General features: G+C 29.6%; 23 protein-coding genes and 1 pseudogene. 17 read left to right on the forward strand and 7 right to left on the reverse strand.

From position 1 onward, the window contains the following. The first annotated feature begins 401 nt into the window (after window positions 1–401). The 7 genes from HA149_RS07845 (at window position 402) to HA149_RS07875 (ending at window position 4,257) form a co-directional block, all read left to right on the forward strand. Window positions 402–611: a hypothetical protein gene (locus HA149_RS07845; RefSeq protein ID WP_209114638.1), complete on the forward strand. Its 210-nt coding sequence runs from the start codon at window positions 402–404 to the stop codon at window positions 609–611. A 347-nt stretch (window positions 612–958) separates the two neighbouring features. Next, window positions 959–1,162, forward strand: coding sequence for a hypothetical protein (locus tag HA149_RS07850; RefSeq protein WP_042850950.1), 204 nt, complete (start codon window positions 959–961; stop codon window positions 1,160–1,162). A 75-nt stretch (window positions 1,163–1,237) separates the two neighbouring features. Beyond that, a complete protein-coding gene (locus tag HA149_RS07855) occupies window positions 1,238–1,393 on the forward strand; it encodes a hypothetical protein (protein WP_209114640.1) in 156 nt (51 codons plus the stop codon). A 761-nt stretch (window positions 1,394–2,154) separates the two neighbouring features. Beyond that, window positions 2,155–2,412 (forward strand): hypothetical protein, encoded by a 258-nt coding sequence (locus tag HA149_RS07860; protein ID WP_209115411.1) that lies wholly within the window; start codon window positions 2,155–2,157, stop codon window positions 2,410–2,412. 202 nt (window positions 2,413–2,614) lie between these two features. Next, the gene (locus HA149_RS07865; protein ID WP_209114642.1) at window positions 2,615–2,761 is read left to right on the forward strand and encodes a hypothetical protein; all 147 of its coding nucleotides are present in this window, start codon (window positions 2,615–2,617) and stop codon (window positions 2,759–2,761) included. 79 nt (window positions 2,762–2,840) lie between these two features. Then, window positions 2,841–3,359 (forward strand): hemagglutinin, encoded by a 519-nt coding sequence (locus HA149_RS07870; RefSeq protein ID WP_209114644.1) that lies wholly within the window; start codon window positions 2,841–2,843, stop codon window positions 3,357–3,359. A gap of 1 nt (window position 3,360) precedes the next feature. Continuing rightward, complete coding sequence (locus HA149_RS07875; protein ID WP_209114646.1) at window positions 3,361–4,257, forward strand: LOG family protein; 897 nt, start codon at window positions 3,361–3,363, stop codon at window positions 4,255–4,257. Window positions 4,258–5,009: 752 nt separating this feature from the next. Here the strand turns inward: HA149_RS07875 and HA149_RS07880 are convergent. After that, on the reverse strand, window positions 5,010–5,174 hold the full coding sequence (locus HA149_RS07880; protein WP_209114648.1) for a hypothetical protein: 165 nt from the start codon (window positions 5,172–5,174) through the stop codon (window positions 5,010–5,012). A gap of 300 nt (window positions 5,175–5,474) precedes the next feature. Here HA149_RS07880 and HA149_RS07885 point away from each other — a divergent pair, with 300 nt between their 5' ends. After that, a complete protein-coding gene (locus tag HA149_RS07885) occupies window positions 5,475–5,615 on the forward strand; it encodes a hypothetical protein (RefSeq protein ID WP_209114650.1) in 141 nt (46 codons plus the stop codon). Between the two features lie 57 nt (window positions 5,616–5,672). On the opposite strand, the gene HA149_RS07890 is transcribed toward HA149_RS07885, so the two are convergent. Further along, a complete protein-coding gene (locus HA149_RS07890) occupies window positions 5,673–5,981 on the reverse strand; it encodes a hypothetical protein (protein ID WP_209114652.1) in 309 nt (102 codons plus the stop codon). A 388-nt stretch (window positions 5,982–6,369) separates the two neighbouring features. Between HA149_RS07890 and HA149_RS07895 the strand changes: the two genes are divergently transcribed. Continuing rightward, on the forward strand, window positions 6,370–6,795 hold the full coding sequence (locus HA149_RS07895; RefSeq protein ID WP_025923499.1) for a cupin domain-containing protein: 426 nt from the start codon (window positions 6,370–6,372) through the stop codon (window positions 6,793–6,795). A gap of 177 nt (window positions 6,796–6,972) precedes the next feature. Here the strand turns inward: HA149_RS07895 and HA149_RS07900 are convergent, their stop codons facing one another. After that, window positions 6,973–7,155 (reverse strand): hypothetical protein, encoded by a 183-nt coding sequence (locus HA149_RS07900; RefSeq protein WP_209114654.1) that lies wholly within the window; start codon window positions 7,153–7,155, stop codon window positions 6,973–6,975. A gap of 227 nt (window positions 7,156–7,382) precedes the next feature. Here HA149_RS07900 and HA149_RS07905 point away from each other — a divergent pair, with 227 nt between their 5' ends. After that, window positions 7,383–7,520, forward strand: coding sequence for a hypothetical protein (locus tag HA149_RS07905; protein ID WP_209114656.1), 138 nt, complete (start codon window positions 7,383–7,385; stop codon window positions 7,518–7,520). Between the two features lie 507 nt (window positions 7,521–8,027). On the opposite strand, the gene HA149_RS07910 is transcribed toward HA149_RS07905, so the two are convergent. The 4 genes from HA149_RS07910 to HA149_RS07925 all read right to left on the reverse strand — a co-directional run bounded on the left by HA149_RS07910 (window position 8,028) and on the right by HA149_RS07925 (window position 11,142). After that, on the reverse strand, window positions 8,028–8,222 hold the full coding sequence (locus HA149_RS07910; protein ID WP_042850958.1) for a hypothetical protein: 195 nt from the start codon (window positions 8,220–8,222) through the stop codon (window positions 8,028–8,030). Between the two features lie 598 nt (window positions 8,223–8,820). Next, on the reverse strand, window positions 8,821–9,540 hold the full coding sequence (locus HA149_RS07915; protein WP_209114658.1) for a phosphoesterase: 720 nt from the start codon (window positions 9,538–9,540) through the stop codon (window positions 8,821–8,823). Then, window positions 9,537–10,352, reverse strand: a complete 816-nt coding sequence (locus HA149_RS07920) for a metallophosphoesterase family protein (protein ID WP_209114660.1) — start codon at window positions 10,350–10,352, stop codon at window positions 9,537–9,539. The genes HA149_RS07915 and HA149_RS07920 overlap by 4 nt, the downstream gene beginning before the upstream one ends. 7 nt (window positions 10,353–10,359) lie before the next feature. Beyond that, a complete protein-coding gene (locus HA149_RS07925; RefSeq protein WP_209114662.1) occupies window positions 10,360–11,142 on the reverse strand; it encodes a GTP-binding protein in 783 nt (260 codons plus the stop codon). A gap of 528 nt (window positions 11,143–11,670) precedes the next feature. Between HA149_RS07925 and HA149_RS07930 the strand changes: the two genes are divergently transcribed. The 7 genes and pseudogenes from HA149_RS07930 (at window position 11,671) to HA149_RS07955 (ending at window position 13,296) form a co-directional block, all read left to right on the forward strand. Continuing rightward, window positions 11,671–11,856, forward strand: a complete 186-nt coding sequence (locus HA149_RS07930) for a hypothetical protein (RefSeq protein WP_025923503.1) — start codon at window positions 11,671–11,673, stop codon at window positions 11,854–11,856. A gap of 222 nt (window positions 11,857–12,078) precedes the next feature. Next, window positions 12,079–12,186, forward strand: coding sequence for a high light inducible protein (locus HA149_RS07935; protein WP_011132751.1), 108 nt, complete (start codon window positions 12,079–12,081; stop codon window positions 12,184–12,186). Beyond that, window positions 12,186–12,320 (forward strand): high light inducible protein, encoded by a 135-nt coding sequence (locus HA149_RS07940; protein ID WP_025926969.1) that lies wholly within the window; start codon window positions 12,186–12,188, stop codon window positions 12,318–12,320. Before HA149_RS07935 ends, HA149_RS07940 begins: the two co-directional genes overlap by 1 nt. 50 nt (window positions 12,321–12,370) lie before the next feature. Then, window positions 12,371–12,502, forward strand: coding sequence for a hypothetical protein (locus HA149_RS09630; protein ID WP_280634156.1), 132 nt, complete (start codon window positions 12,371–12,373; stop codon window positions 12,500–12,502). Window positions 12,503–12,594: 92 nt separating this feature from the next. Further along, window positions 12,595–12,726: pseudogene (locus tag HA149_RS07945) on the forward strand (chlorophyll a/b-binding protein); the annotation flags it as partial. A 95-nt stretch (window positions 12,727–12,821) separates the two neighbouring features. Beyond that, window positions 12,822–13,001, forward strand: coding sequence for a hypothetical protein (locus HA149_RS07950; protein ID WP_209114667.1), 180 nt, complete (start codon window positions 12,822–12,824; stop codon window positions 12,999–13,001). 136 nt (window positions 13,002–13,137) lie between these two features. Then, window positions 13,138–13,296 carry a hypothetical protein gene (locus HA149_RS07955; RefSeq protein ID WP_209114669.1) on the forward strand — a complete coding sequence of 53 codons (159 nt, stop codon included), beginning with the start codon at window positions 13,138–13,140 and terminating at the stop codon, window positions 13,294–13,296. Window positions 13,297–13,407 lie beyond the last annotated feature (111 nt).

Below are 13,407 nucleotides of genomic sequence, written 5' to 3' on the forward strand. Positions count from 1 at the left end.
TCTGAGAGTGCAAATTTTTCTTTTTTAATATGCAACTATGCTTTATAAGGTAAATATCTTGATTGCTTAATAAATTTATTTTGTATATTGCTATTACAAAAATGATGAGTTTATTTAAATTAGTTACTAAATCCTCGTGGAGAAAGCTTTAGTAAATTTCTTTTATTTGTTCCTAATAAGATTAGCCGAATCTCATTATGGAGAATCATTTCTATATTTAGAAGTTCCATCTAATTCAATCAAACGTTTTTCTTAATTTTAGAAAGTTTTTAATGCTTAAATTCATAGCTTTCTGAATATTCAATAACTAATTTGAGTTAAGTTGGTTAATTATCTCTATTGCAAATAAAGATAAGGTTGTTAATCTTGCACTTAAAGAAGAAACTTAATCTCTTAAACTGATGCAATTTGATCATTTAAATTTCAACGAAGATGATGTCCTAATGTCAATAGAAGAATTAAGAGCTTTACGTCTTCAAAAAAAGAAAATTGAAAGTGATAAGAAAGCTAGGAAGTATATCCTGGATATAAATCAAAGATATAGAAAAATGATTACCCGCAAAAGTAATAGCTTTTTAAGGAATATGAACCCTTTTAAAAAGGCCGCATAAATTGTTAATCTTGATTTTGTTAATATGTTTAACTTTGCAACTTTCAGAGTAAGATTTTAATGGTGTTTCTTTGGAAGAGTTTCACCAAGAGGGGTCGATTTTTGGCCCCTTCTTTGCGATGATATTTTTTAATTGAAACTCGTTCTAAAATAAAAGTAATACTTTCCTAGAAAGCGAAAGTGATGTAAACCTTTTGTTTAAAGCTTTTTATTACCACTTAATGAAAACTCTATATCTTCAACTAAATCCTCTTATTAAAAAAACAAAAGTTTTAGCTTATGGACCATATACCAAAATTTATTAAATTTTTTTTCAACAATTATAAATTTTTTCATTTGCGATTTTGAATGGCTTCACCTACAAGTTGGGAATTCTACAAAGAAGTTGAAACTAAAATTCTATGGGTCAATATTTGTACCCAAAATTTAGAAGGAGTAGCTATTTCGATCAATAAATGGTGGAAGACAAGATATCCAGCATACAAAATCAGAATAGTTTCTAAAAAAGAATTTGAACTAGTAAAAATGCAAGCTGAGAAAAAGGAGCAATAAAATTATTCTTTGGTAAATATTGATGCTGAATATTTAATTTTGCAGCTATTATAAAGTCATAAAATTAAAGAAAAAATGAACTCGGCATTTGCAAAAGTCTCAAATTTGAAAGTTAACAGGGCTTCTAAAATAGCTATAACTCTCGCATCATCATCTTTCTTTTTGTATGCCTTGAGTCAAGCACCAATTTTTAAAAATATTCTTGCAGGTGCCTTCTCTTGCTCTGGCTAAATAAAATACTGTTTTTTTAAGAGAAGCTAAAAAGCTAAAATAGACTGAGATTGACAGTCGATCTACACTTAGAAGGATAATCCCCTCTTTTTTTTAATGTTTAATAGATTTATTGATGAAAAGATAATGACTCTTCTTATTTCTCTTTTCAGCTAATGAATATTTCCCCGCACCTATTAATTGATACTGTGATATTAAGCGCTGCCCTTACGATAACTTTGTTATTAAGAGCAAAAGGTAATGCTGCCAGAAAAGAAAAAGAAAATAAATGATTACTAAAGAAGAAGAAAAATCTAAAAAACCTAAATTATATAGATTTTGGAACTTTCTTATTTATGGAAGTTCCATTGCTATTGGAGTTTTTTTAGTTTATTTATATTCTGCTTATATCTTTATAAATAAATGACGTACATGTACGATATAGGGATTACTTATGGGGTTGTGAGTCTTTTATTGCTTGGTGGGTTTGCATACTTTACTTTTAAAATGAAACGCTAATTTTTATATCCTTTTCAATAAAAGATTTCTTAGATGAATTTTTTGATTTATGTACAGAATATCAACAAGAAATTCCACCCCAGAAGATCGCTGAAATTTTAAGAGAGTATGCAGATAAATTAGATGAATGATAGATAATGGGAGACCTAAGAAGGTATTAAGAGAATATAATTTCTAGCAAAATTTATACAAATTTTTATTAAAGTTGGAATAAATTTTTTGAAGATATTTTCATTGCAATTATAAATAATTTGAGATTTTTTTTGATCCTTAATCCGTACAATTTTGTTCCTCTAACCGCACACATAAAACTTGAAATTAACTATTCAAATGAATTAGAACATACTTGTAGCCAAGGGGTAAGTCTTATGGCACTAAATGACAAATTTAATATCCAAGAAATTAATTTGGATAAAAAAGACCTTACATTTGATAATAAGCTCAAAAAAATTGAAGCTTATTGGAATAATGAATATACAGAACATCCGAGTAAAAACCATCGCAAGATTTTTTGTGATTAAAACTTTAACTTTTAAGTATTATTACGCTTGATTTTTACATAATACCCGTACTAAAGAATAATCATGTAGAAAGGAGGCCAAGCAAATGACAAATTTAGGTATAGAAATTTTATTTTGGACAATTTTAATTTCTTATCTGGGATTAAGGTTTTCTCAAACTTGGAATGGATTCAAAAAACAGTATTAATTAGGAGAATAGAAAATGAAACTACAAACTCAGTTCACGGTTCCAAACAAAGAATTAAAAGATCTTGATTATGTTAAGAAAGTAGATTTTTTAGAAGAAACTTTAAATAAAGAATGTATAGATTATCCAAATCAAGAAGATTGCCTAGTTTGTTGCAATTAAAAATCAAAAAATAGCTGTTTTTTAAAAGTAAACAAATTTTTATTAGTATTTATAAATTTTCTAAAAGGGAGTTAGCACTATGGAATTAAGATTCTTCCCAATAAATATTTTTAGAGAGACTCCAAAAGTCACATTCTTCGATGCCGGCATAGATAGTTCTAATGGTTCTGATGTTGTGATCCATTCTGGGGAAGCTATATCTCCTCCAGATGATTTAAAAGATGAGCAATATTACATTCACAATCATCAAATTGACCACAATTTAGTTATCACTGGAGAAAGGAAATTTGTTTTAATAAATCCTTCCTGGGATGAACCTCATCATGTGATTTATTTAAATAGATCTATGGGAGCATTAGAAATTCCTATAGGAACTTATCACAGATCTATCTCAAGTAAAGAAGGTAGTATTGTTTTAAACCAACCCAAAAGAGATAAATTTTTTGATCCTACTAAAGAATTTATCCCTCAAAAATTAGACAAAATTAATTTAGTTAAGGCAAGAAGAAGTCCGCCTGTTTATTGGATTTACGAAAATAACAAAATCAAAAGAGTCTATTTTAATCCTCTAGAAAGAAAAGTTAAAACTCTTGTTTGAAATGAAAAAATATATATCCCCTAGTAATAATTTAAAAAACCTGAATTTAATTATTAATTCTGATACTTATAAATTGGCTCACGAAGATATTGGTCTACTACGCCGAAATGAAATGCGTGGAGTTAGGATGCTTCTTGAAATTACTAAACCAGATTTAATCCTTGAAGAAAATAAAATTCTTTCAACCATAATTATTTTTGGAGGCGCAACCATTACAGAAGAATCAAATATAAAAAAGAGAATTGAAAATATAGAAGAGTTAATTAAAAAAAATCATAAATCGATACTTCTAAAACGAAATTTAAATAGATTAGAAAATTTGCTTCTAATGAGTCATTACTATCAATCCGCAAGAGAGTTTTCTAAACTTGCTTCAATTAGTAATCAAAATAAAAACTGTAATTCTCACGTGATTGTGACAGGTGGGGGGCCTGGGATTATGGAAGCTGCCAATAGAGGTGCATTTGAAGCAAATTGTAAATCTATAGGGTTAAATATCAGTCTTCCTAATGAGCAAATCCCTAATTCTTTTATAACACCAGGTCTTTGCTTTAAGTTTAATTATTTTGCATTAAGAAAGATCCATTTTGTCATGCGATCAGTGGCTGCTGTATTTTTCCCTGGAGGTTTTGGAACGCTAGATGAATTATTTGAACTATTGACACTTTGTCAAACAGGAATGAAAACTAAAATCCCAATCATACTTTTTGGTAGAGAGTATTGGAATAGGATAATTAACTTTGAATATTTAGCTGATCTTGGATTAATTGAAGATGAACATTTAAATCTTTTCCAATATGCAGACACTGCATCAGAAGCATGGAAAATTATCAAATCATCAAAAAGCCAGCCTAGAAAAATACAAGCTGACTTGATAACAAATGTAAAAGAAGATTGATTAATAAGTATTTGATATTTTGTTTTTCATGCTTTCAATCTTATTGATTAATTCATCTAAGCATTCTGTATTATTTTGCTCTTGTCTTTTATGGCTTTGACTTTTTTGAGTACTAATAAATTTCTTACTTTTATATATTTTATTTAAAATATCTTCAGAAATTACAGGAATGAATAAGCAATATTACCAAATCGATTGACCAGTCAAACTTTAGCAGCATTTCATACAAACCTAACCATCACAAATTAACTAAGAAAATCTAAATCTCTTTAGTTAGGTATTTTCTACGATGTTTTTATTTGAAATTCTGATTTGAATTAGTAAAGGGTATAGATATTCCTATGGAAAAATCATTTCTGAATTTCATTTATTGGATCTTAGTTAAGTCAGCTGAAAGTTACTACGGAGATTCATTAAAAACAGAAGTACCATATACACCTTATTTTTAGTTTTGGTGGACCTTAACTTTTAATATTAGATTTCTAGTTTAAGAGTTATTAGTTTGTAATTAATTTATCAAAAAAAACAATATGGGTTACTTATAGATTCACTACAAAATGTTCTCTTACATGGAATTTCTTTGACTGATTGTGAATAAATTTTAACGGTAAGGATCTCTCCAAAATTAACTAAAACTACAATCAGAAGAAGTAGCTCAATTGCGAGGTTGGTTATAAGATTACCCTCCTTAAATTTATATAAAAACCCTACAACGTCAAAATAGGTATTGAATAGAGTTTAAATTCCTATTTTTAGCCATCGAGATTCTTTGGTACTGGACTAGATTCACAATTTTCGACGCATTCTTCTAAAGATTTTTCAGAATTACTCTTAATTTCGCAACTACGAAGACAATCATAGAAGGAATACTTGGGATCTAATTCATTTTTGAATTGTTTATTTCTAAATGTATTCATGATCAAACTCCCTTTGATTTTTTTTCAAGTTGATTAATTAATTTATCCAACCAAAGAGTGTTATTGATCTTTTTTGTATTTTTAAAGTATTTCGTTTTGTAAGTACTCATGAAGTAAAACCTCCAATCAGTGGAACTAATTTAAAGGTGATGATTCAAATTTCCTAGAGCAAAAATACTGATTATGAATTTAGTGAAATATTTTAAAAATGATTAATTTATAGTTTTAATTTTAGGTATTAAAACTCTTGATTCTTGTATATAACAAATACTAAATAACTTCTAAAAAAGGGGGTTAATTATGACTTACGGAAATCTAATTAAAAATAAAATTCAACATGAATTTGGTGGTTTGTTTGATACGTTATCAATTGAGAGAAAATTAACTGATGCTCAAATGGAATGTATGCGATTTGGAATTTGTGATTATGCTCCAAGATAAGTTGAGGAAGTTCCCTTTTTTCATTATTAATTTGAATTTATTTAAAAAGAAGGGTAATTAGCTCCTCCTCACCCAATCGGGAGATCCACTAAACCAATCAGCAAGATCATCATTTTTGGGATCAAAATGATTTTCAGTTTCTAAACCATCAAGGCCAAGATTCTGGATAAGTCCATTTATTCCATCTGATTTTTGCTTACCATATCTTCTTAAGCTATTAGCTTTCTTAAGCCATGTCCATATAGTTGAATTATGTTTTGCAAACTTTTCTATATAAATTCTATCTTCCAATGAGACAGGTTCATCTAGTGAAATCCTCTTTATAATATCCTTAATTTTTAAACGAGTCTTGTTGGTTAGAAACATATTTATAAAAGAAGTTAATGTTTTATAAAAGTTTTTTTTATGAATGTCTTGTCAATCTTTATTTCAAGAAAAAGTATTTTTTAGAGGCTTTTCAGGGACAAATATATTTATTTAAAAACAGGTGTATATAATTGGTAAAAAAGACTACTTAATTTGATTTATATAACTTATATAAAAACGATTTCTGTATAAGTTTCTCTACATAATTTAAGATTTAATTTATAAAAAAGGATAAGAAAAAATTTACATTAACCTTGGATTAAAAATAAGGGGACGCTAGCTCCTTATAAAAGATTTATACAAAAACATAAAAAGTTAAATCAAGTACTGAAAGATATTTAAAAAATAAATACTATAAGTTTAAATAATTTTATAGAAATTCAAATTAATGATCAAGAATTTATTCATTGCATTAGCTTTTGCATTAATGCTTATCAATCCAAGCATTTCTATAGCGGCAGAATCTCCTGTTGATGTACAAGAGATCTTTACCTCTTCAGAAAACATTGATGGAGATAATTTTAAGTATCCAAAAGGAAAAGCTGAAATGCGTTTGATAAGAGTAGAAGTTGAAAATGGAGCAACTATACCAATGCACTCTCATCCTGTACCTTTACTGGGTCATATTGAAAGTGGTGAATTAACTCTTGCGGAAAAGACAGGTATTAGTAAAACCTTTAAGGAGGGGGATTCATTTGTTCTCTCAGCAAATACTCCTGCTCATACAATGGCTAATAGTGGTAATTCTTCAGCAGTTATGTGGGTTGCTGTAGCTTCAGCAGAAGGTGTGCCTACTTTAAATCCTGAAGAATAAACTACCCGATTGACTGTCAGTCCACAAATAACTAAATATTTTTATCTCGCTCTCTCGAGATTAGTTAATGCTTTTTCAAAAGTAGAAAAGAAAGTACAAATGCTATTCAATGCAACCAACAAAAGAACTACTGATCTTCCATGTTGATTTAATTAAAGTGTTCTTTGAGTCATACTCTTAATAATCGTCGTTATAATCGGATGGACTACCAGTTAAAGAACAAACAACTGATTCCTCTTTTTTCATTTCTTTTATTTCCATTATTGGTCTGCCCATTTTCTTAAGAACATTTATATCTTCTTTAGTCTGACATCGAGCAATTATGTTTCCTTTTTGATCAAAGCAACTGTAGTAAGTCATTTTATTAAATGCAATTTAAAGTTTATGGTTGATTTCAGTTGTAGCAACGCAACCAACTCATGACAACCATATTTCTAATTTAAGTCAGCCATAGATTTAAATGGCTAAAAAAACATACCTCTTTCCGTACCTAAATGTTCCTCAAACCGCACACATTAGATACCCAGTGTTTTAGTCGAATCAATTAGAATAAAGAGGTATTAAAACGAATATACAAAGAAGAATTTATGAGTGGAGATTTTGAGACTCTTGAAATTAATCAACCAAAAATTACATATTTAAAACCAGAAGACAATACAGAATGGTTAGACAAATTAATTAATAATATTGAGGACATGAAGAACAAGATATCAAAAAATTCTTAGAAATTTAAGAAAGAAACTTTTTTGTTAGATCTTTAGTTTGAATGAGAAGCAATTCAAAAAAGAATTTTAAATTTTGTATTTAAGGTAACTGCTTTTTTGTGAGCATTATTCAGAATAAGAGTCCGACTATTTTTTTATGCAAAAAAATTTAGATGAAAATTCTTATAAAAAAAGAATTGAAAATATAGAAAAAGGAAAATCTTATTTAAAAAGTAATGGATTTTTTAAATCAAAATCTAATCTATTCGAAGACATACAAAAATTTATCTATAAAAGGTAATTTTAAAAAAACTTTTTACTTTTGATTAATTAAATCATTCCTTAAGCAAGCCATCACATAAAAGAAAGAAAGACTTGAAAAGGTTAGGAGAAAAAAAGAATGGGTCGATTTTCTATAACTAAATTAATCCGAATAATCCTGCAGTAAAGCCAACAGCAGTAAAGAATACGAACTCGATTAAATCTCTTGGGGCAGAGTTCATAAAAAAACTGATTTGAGTCATAATTTTATGACTTGAGAGAATCTCTTAAATCAAACTTTTCAGCTTTTTCAATTTGACACTCAGTATCATCTTCAGCGCATTTGATTTCAGCTTTTTTGTTCATGTGGCTACTACAACCACCTGCTATAACTGGTAAGCCGGTTGTAGCCGTAAAACCAGTTAAACATGCAAAGGCTATATAAGGAAAAAGTCTTTTCATTTAATTGTTACTTTATGTAAACTTATTATGTTACATAAAAAGCTCATGTGTGAGTAGGCGATAATTCGCCTGCACCCAATACCAACCATCACTTCCCTAAATAGAAACTTTGATGGATAATAAACATATAAAAAAATTCTAATTTTAGCCGAATTTTTGCAGATAAATTACTCCAAATCCTTGATATGACTGAAGAAAATTTTTGGCTAATGAAAAGTGATCCAGTCTAGCTATTACAAGAATTTCAAGAATTCTAAATTTTCTATTCACACTTTATTTACACTTTTACAGACTAAAAAACAAACCGATATTGCATTCGGTTCGAAGTAATAAAACCCGGAAACTATTAATCTCTTTTGATGAATAGCCTTTAAATAACAAAGACACAAAGCACAAAAACTACATTAAGTAGCAAGCTAAGTGTCTTGGAAGTAATCTTCATTAATAAAAAAGGTTTTTGTACTCGTGTGCAGGAGTGCGGGGTTAACCTTGAAACCGCTAGGCTCAAGTCCTTACAAAAAGGACAAGTCCTTAGACCACTTATACCGATAAAATATATTCATAACAAGTTTAGGGAACTTGATTCACTCGCTAAAAACTAAAGCATTCCAAATCCCTTAATTCTTTTTTCTGATTTATATCCTGCTTGTACGAATTGAGTATTATCAGTCCCTACATCATAAAGAGTATAATTTTTTCCTGCCCCAATACCAATAACAGCTTTTTGCGGAACTTTCTGCTCTTTCTTACGATTTCCATTTAAATCTTCTACTTCAGAATTAACAGTTCCCTCTGTCAATTCCAAATGAAACTGTTCTTTGCTTCTTGCAGTAAATAATCTGTTTACCTGAAGACGTGTAAGTCTATCAAGGAGTGTCAGTGGCGGCGTATCTAGTGTTAAATTTTCGCCAATATCTTTTGAGCTTCCGTGAATTAAGCCACAATCAAGTTCAACAAATCCAAATTGAAGTGCTGCTATCCAATCAAAAAATGATTTGTCTACAGCATTCGTAAGAGACTTAACTACTTCTTCACCCTTTTTTATTCTCAAAGCTTCAGCTCTTTGATCCCCACGGTAACCACTTTCCAAGAGGATTTGTTCTTCCCACCAACCATATATACACCATGGTTGTAAATCATTACTTTTTGGATTAATTAACCTATGGAGAAGCCTATTACAGTTTCTTTCAGGACCTATCATATCCCCCAAAACAAAAAGAGTTATATTACCTGGAGTTCTTTTTAAGTCTTTTTGAATAAGTTCATAAGTATCTAGATCCCCTTTAAGACCACTTACGAGTGCCCAGCGTTCTATCATCTTTCACAAACATGAGATGCATCTTCAGCTTGTTCTGCAAATTCGAATCCATTTTTTAAACGCCATGCAAAAATCGGAGGAAGACCGGCATCTATTATTGCTTTACACGTAAGTTCAAGATCATATTCCACTTCTCTAATTTTTACTTCATTTGTAACTTCGTTATGAACAACATAAGTAGCTTTAGTTCCTCCATGCCTTGGCTCTCCTACTGAACCTGCATTTACTATTCTTCGCATCGGCAATTGAATTTCTTTTTCTTGAATATCTTTGGGGGCACCCTTTTTGATTTTTACAGCAATTGAACCATCTGCTAATTCGCGAATATAAGGTTGATGAGTATGACCACAAAATAGAATCTCTGCTCTGGCATTTTCAACTCTCTCAAGAGCGGCAAATGCATCCATATCGGGTAGAAGATATTCATGTTGACTATTAGGACTACCATGAACAAAAAGACATTTATCTTTACGTATTGAGTAGGGTAGATTAGCTAGATAATCCTTATTTTCTTTAGTTAATTTATCAGTAGTCCATTGATGAGCAAAATGACCTCTTTTTTCAGCAAGCTGAGAAGGATAACTACAATCGCAAGCATCTAATCCATCAACAACGTCTTCGTCCCAACATCCCTGACAAGTAGGAATTTTTTTATCTCTTATTAACTCAATAACCTCATTAGGTTGAGGACCATAACCCACTAGATCTCCAAGACAGGTAATATTTGTAATTCCTTGGAGTTCAATATCTTTTAAGACAGCCTCTACTGCAGGTAAATTTGCATGTAAACATGAGATGACAGCTTGATTCATTTTTAAGTTAACGGCTAGAAGTTTGTAGTTGTGAATTTCTAAGTGAAGTTTGATGATGATCTAGTAGAGCATCATTAAGAAGACAATTATGAATCGTTGATTTTATTGACTCGAAGTTTAAATTTTTCCCTTGTATAACAATTTCAGAACATCTTTCTGGTCTTCCATTAAGAGGAGCAACTTGGTTTAATGTTTGATATTGAGATCCTTGCTGACTGACTATCCAGTTAAAGAATATGTAACGCCCATCAGGCAAGTTCATTAATGCTTTTGCTCTATATACATCCCCATAAGCACCATTAACTAATTCAAACCAAAAAGTATTCAAGCTTGCAGGATCCCAAATATGCTTTTTAAGATCAAGGCTTATTGATTCAATTGCTCTAAAATCTAAAGTATCTTTAATTGATAATTCTGGATCTCTACCAAAATGAAGATATCTATTTGGCTGGAGATTATATTTTTCAAGTTCATTAATAATTCTCAGATCAACTCCATTAATACCTTGAGATTTAGGTATAAAAAATTGTGGAAATTCAATAATAATTAAAATGTTTTCTTTATCTTTCTCTGATATTAAGTTTGAAATAGATAAGTCTAATAAGTTAGGAATTTGATCTTTCAATAAAGCAAAATCAATTTTTGAATTTATAGCTTGCTCTAAATTAATTTCTGAATAGCCTCCAAGACGTATATAACCACAATTTCCAGAATGATTCTTAAAAGTATTTAGTATCCAATTTGTCTTACCGCATCCCGGCGACCCTGATATTAACCAAACTTGACTCATGAAAAATACTAACTTATGTATAAAATTTACACCATAATGAAAATGAAAATCATTTTTGTTTTTATTTTTAGATATTGATTGCCAAAAACAAATAGGTTTTTGGAATGAAAATTCAGAGGGCTATATTTCTAATAAAATGCATGATCTTGATGTCATTAAAACTGGCTTGGAATTTCAAACTATTAAAGTGATTTAGCTAACCTATAAGTTTTTTATTTATCTAAGTATTTTTACTTATATGTTGAGTTGAAGACTTTAAATAATTAATGCTTGTTTTAGGTTTATAAATAAGTAATGGATAAAGAACATTTAATTGATTTAATATCTAATAGCATTATTTCTGAGATTAAAGATCTCGAAATTAATCAGCAAAAACTGATTGCAAATAATTATTTAAATAATCTGAATTTAAATCAGCTTAGAATAATTTCAAAAGAATTTATTTTGTAATTTTTATTGAATATTTATTTAGATAAATGAGATTTTCTTAACTATCAATTGAATTTCAATGAGTTAATGCCTTTTTACATGAATGATTCTGAAGAATTTAAACCTAGCCTTAAACAAATAAATGAGGATATCAGACCTACATGGGAAGATATCAAAAAACAATCAGAAGTTTTAGTTAACAAACTTGGTTGTCCAAGATCATTTGTAGGAGGGATGCTTCATGCAATAGCGAGCGACTTCTCTGATATGAAAACTTGGGAATAAATAAAAAACTTATTACTTACACCTCTAACTTTTACAAATAAAAAATTTAGCAGAATATTTACCCCAGAAGCAGCTTGATAAAAATATCTACAGTAATTAAATTAATATACAGTTATGTTACAGATATGTATATGATATCTCAAAAAAATAGAATTTTAAACTGATTTCTTTACATAAATTAATATTAGTGTTACATTAGTTAACATAAATTACTTTATAAAAATGACTCCTGAAGCAGAAAGATTTAACGGTTGGGCAGCAATGCTCGGTTTCGTTGCAGCTGTTGGCGCATATGTAACAACTGGCCAAATTATTCCTGGTTGGTTCTAATGACAAACACAAAAACAGTTGAGAAGGAAAAGGTTATAGCTGAGAAGCTTAACGGCAGATTTGCAATGATGGGCTTTATTGCTCTTGTTGGTGCTTATCTAACAACAGGTCAAATTATTCCTGGCTTTGTTTAATGCTTGAGGCAGGAATTAACACTTGGATTAACACTATACTTTTTCCTTTTATGCCAGTCATAACAGTATTTATTGTTAGTGCATTAATGTTGAGTGATTTGCCATGGAATGATGATGATGATGATGATGATGGCGGTGGATTAATCTCCCCGATGTATAACTACCTTCCCCAAGGAGCTTAGAGGACATGTATCAAAATGATTTTCATCTCATCTTTATTTAAATCAGCCCTTCGCACTATAAAAACTTAATCACTTTTTTTAAAGAACAAAAAAAAATGGAAAACTCAAAACCAACTTATTGGCAAAATGCTGAGAGAACTAATGGAAGAATGGCAATGATGGGCATATTCGCATTGGTAGTAAACTACGGTCTTTTTGGCTGGATTATCCCAGGTATTTTTTAAAATGAATATAGACATTTTCTTAATCTCCTTCTTTACATATCTATTAGTGCCAGTGGTAATGATAGCTAAAGGGAAAAAAGCAACTAATTAAAAAAATGAATTTAGGTATTCTTTTTCTCCTAGTTAATGCAACTGGATCAATAACTTTATCCGAATTGGATTGGATTGCAGATCATCAATCAGAATTTTCAAGGTTAGATATGGCACTAGTTTTAAAAATTGGTCGTCTTATGGATGAAGGAATAATAGAACTTGATTGTAAATTGCCAGCATAAATTTTTAAAATTAAATCGTCATGAGAGCTTGCTTTTAGGGATATAAGCGAGCTTTTTTGTTTTCTATCTGTGATGAGTGTGTTCATAAAAAAAGTTAGAACGTGAATTATTAGCTATTAATAAATAAAGGAAATTAATGAAGCTAAAAATCAATATAAATTTTTTAGAAAAATATTTAGCTTATTTAATAAATGATATTGAATATAAGCAGATTACAAAAAAATTAAAAGAATATGATTTAATGGCGGACGTTGACGATCAAAGATTTCATCATTTTAGATCGACTATTAATTAATAAAAAGTTCGCATAAGGTTCTAATAGAATTGTTGATAAAAATGAAACCTTTTCTAGGAATAGCAAAATGCATCACATGCACTTTTCTTAAGAGAGAGCACAAAGCCTAGT

Source organism: Prochlorococcus marinus XMU1406, from assembly GCF_017696055.1.
GTDB lineage: Bacteria > Cyanobacteriota > Cyanobacteriia > PCC-6307 > Cyanobiaceae > Prochlorococcus_A > Prochlorococcus_A marinus_W.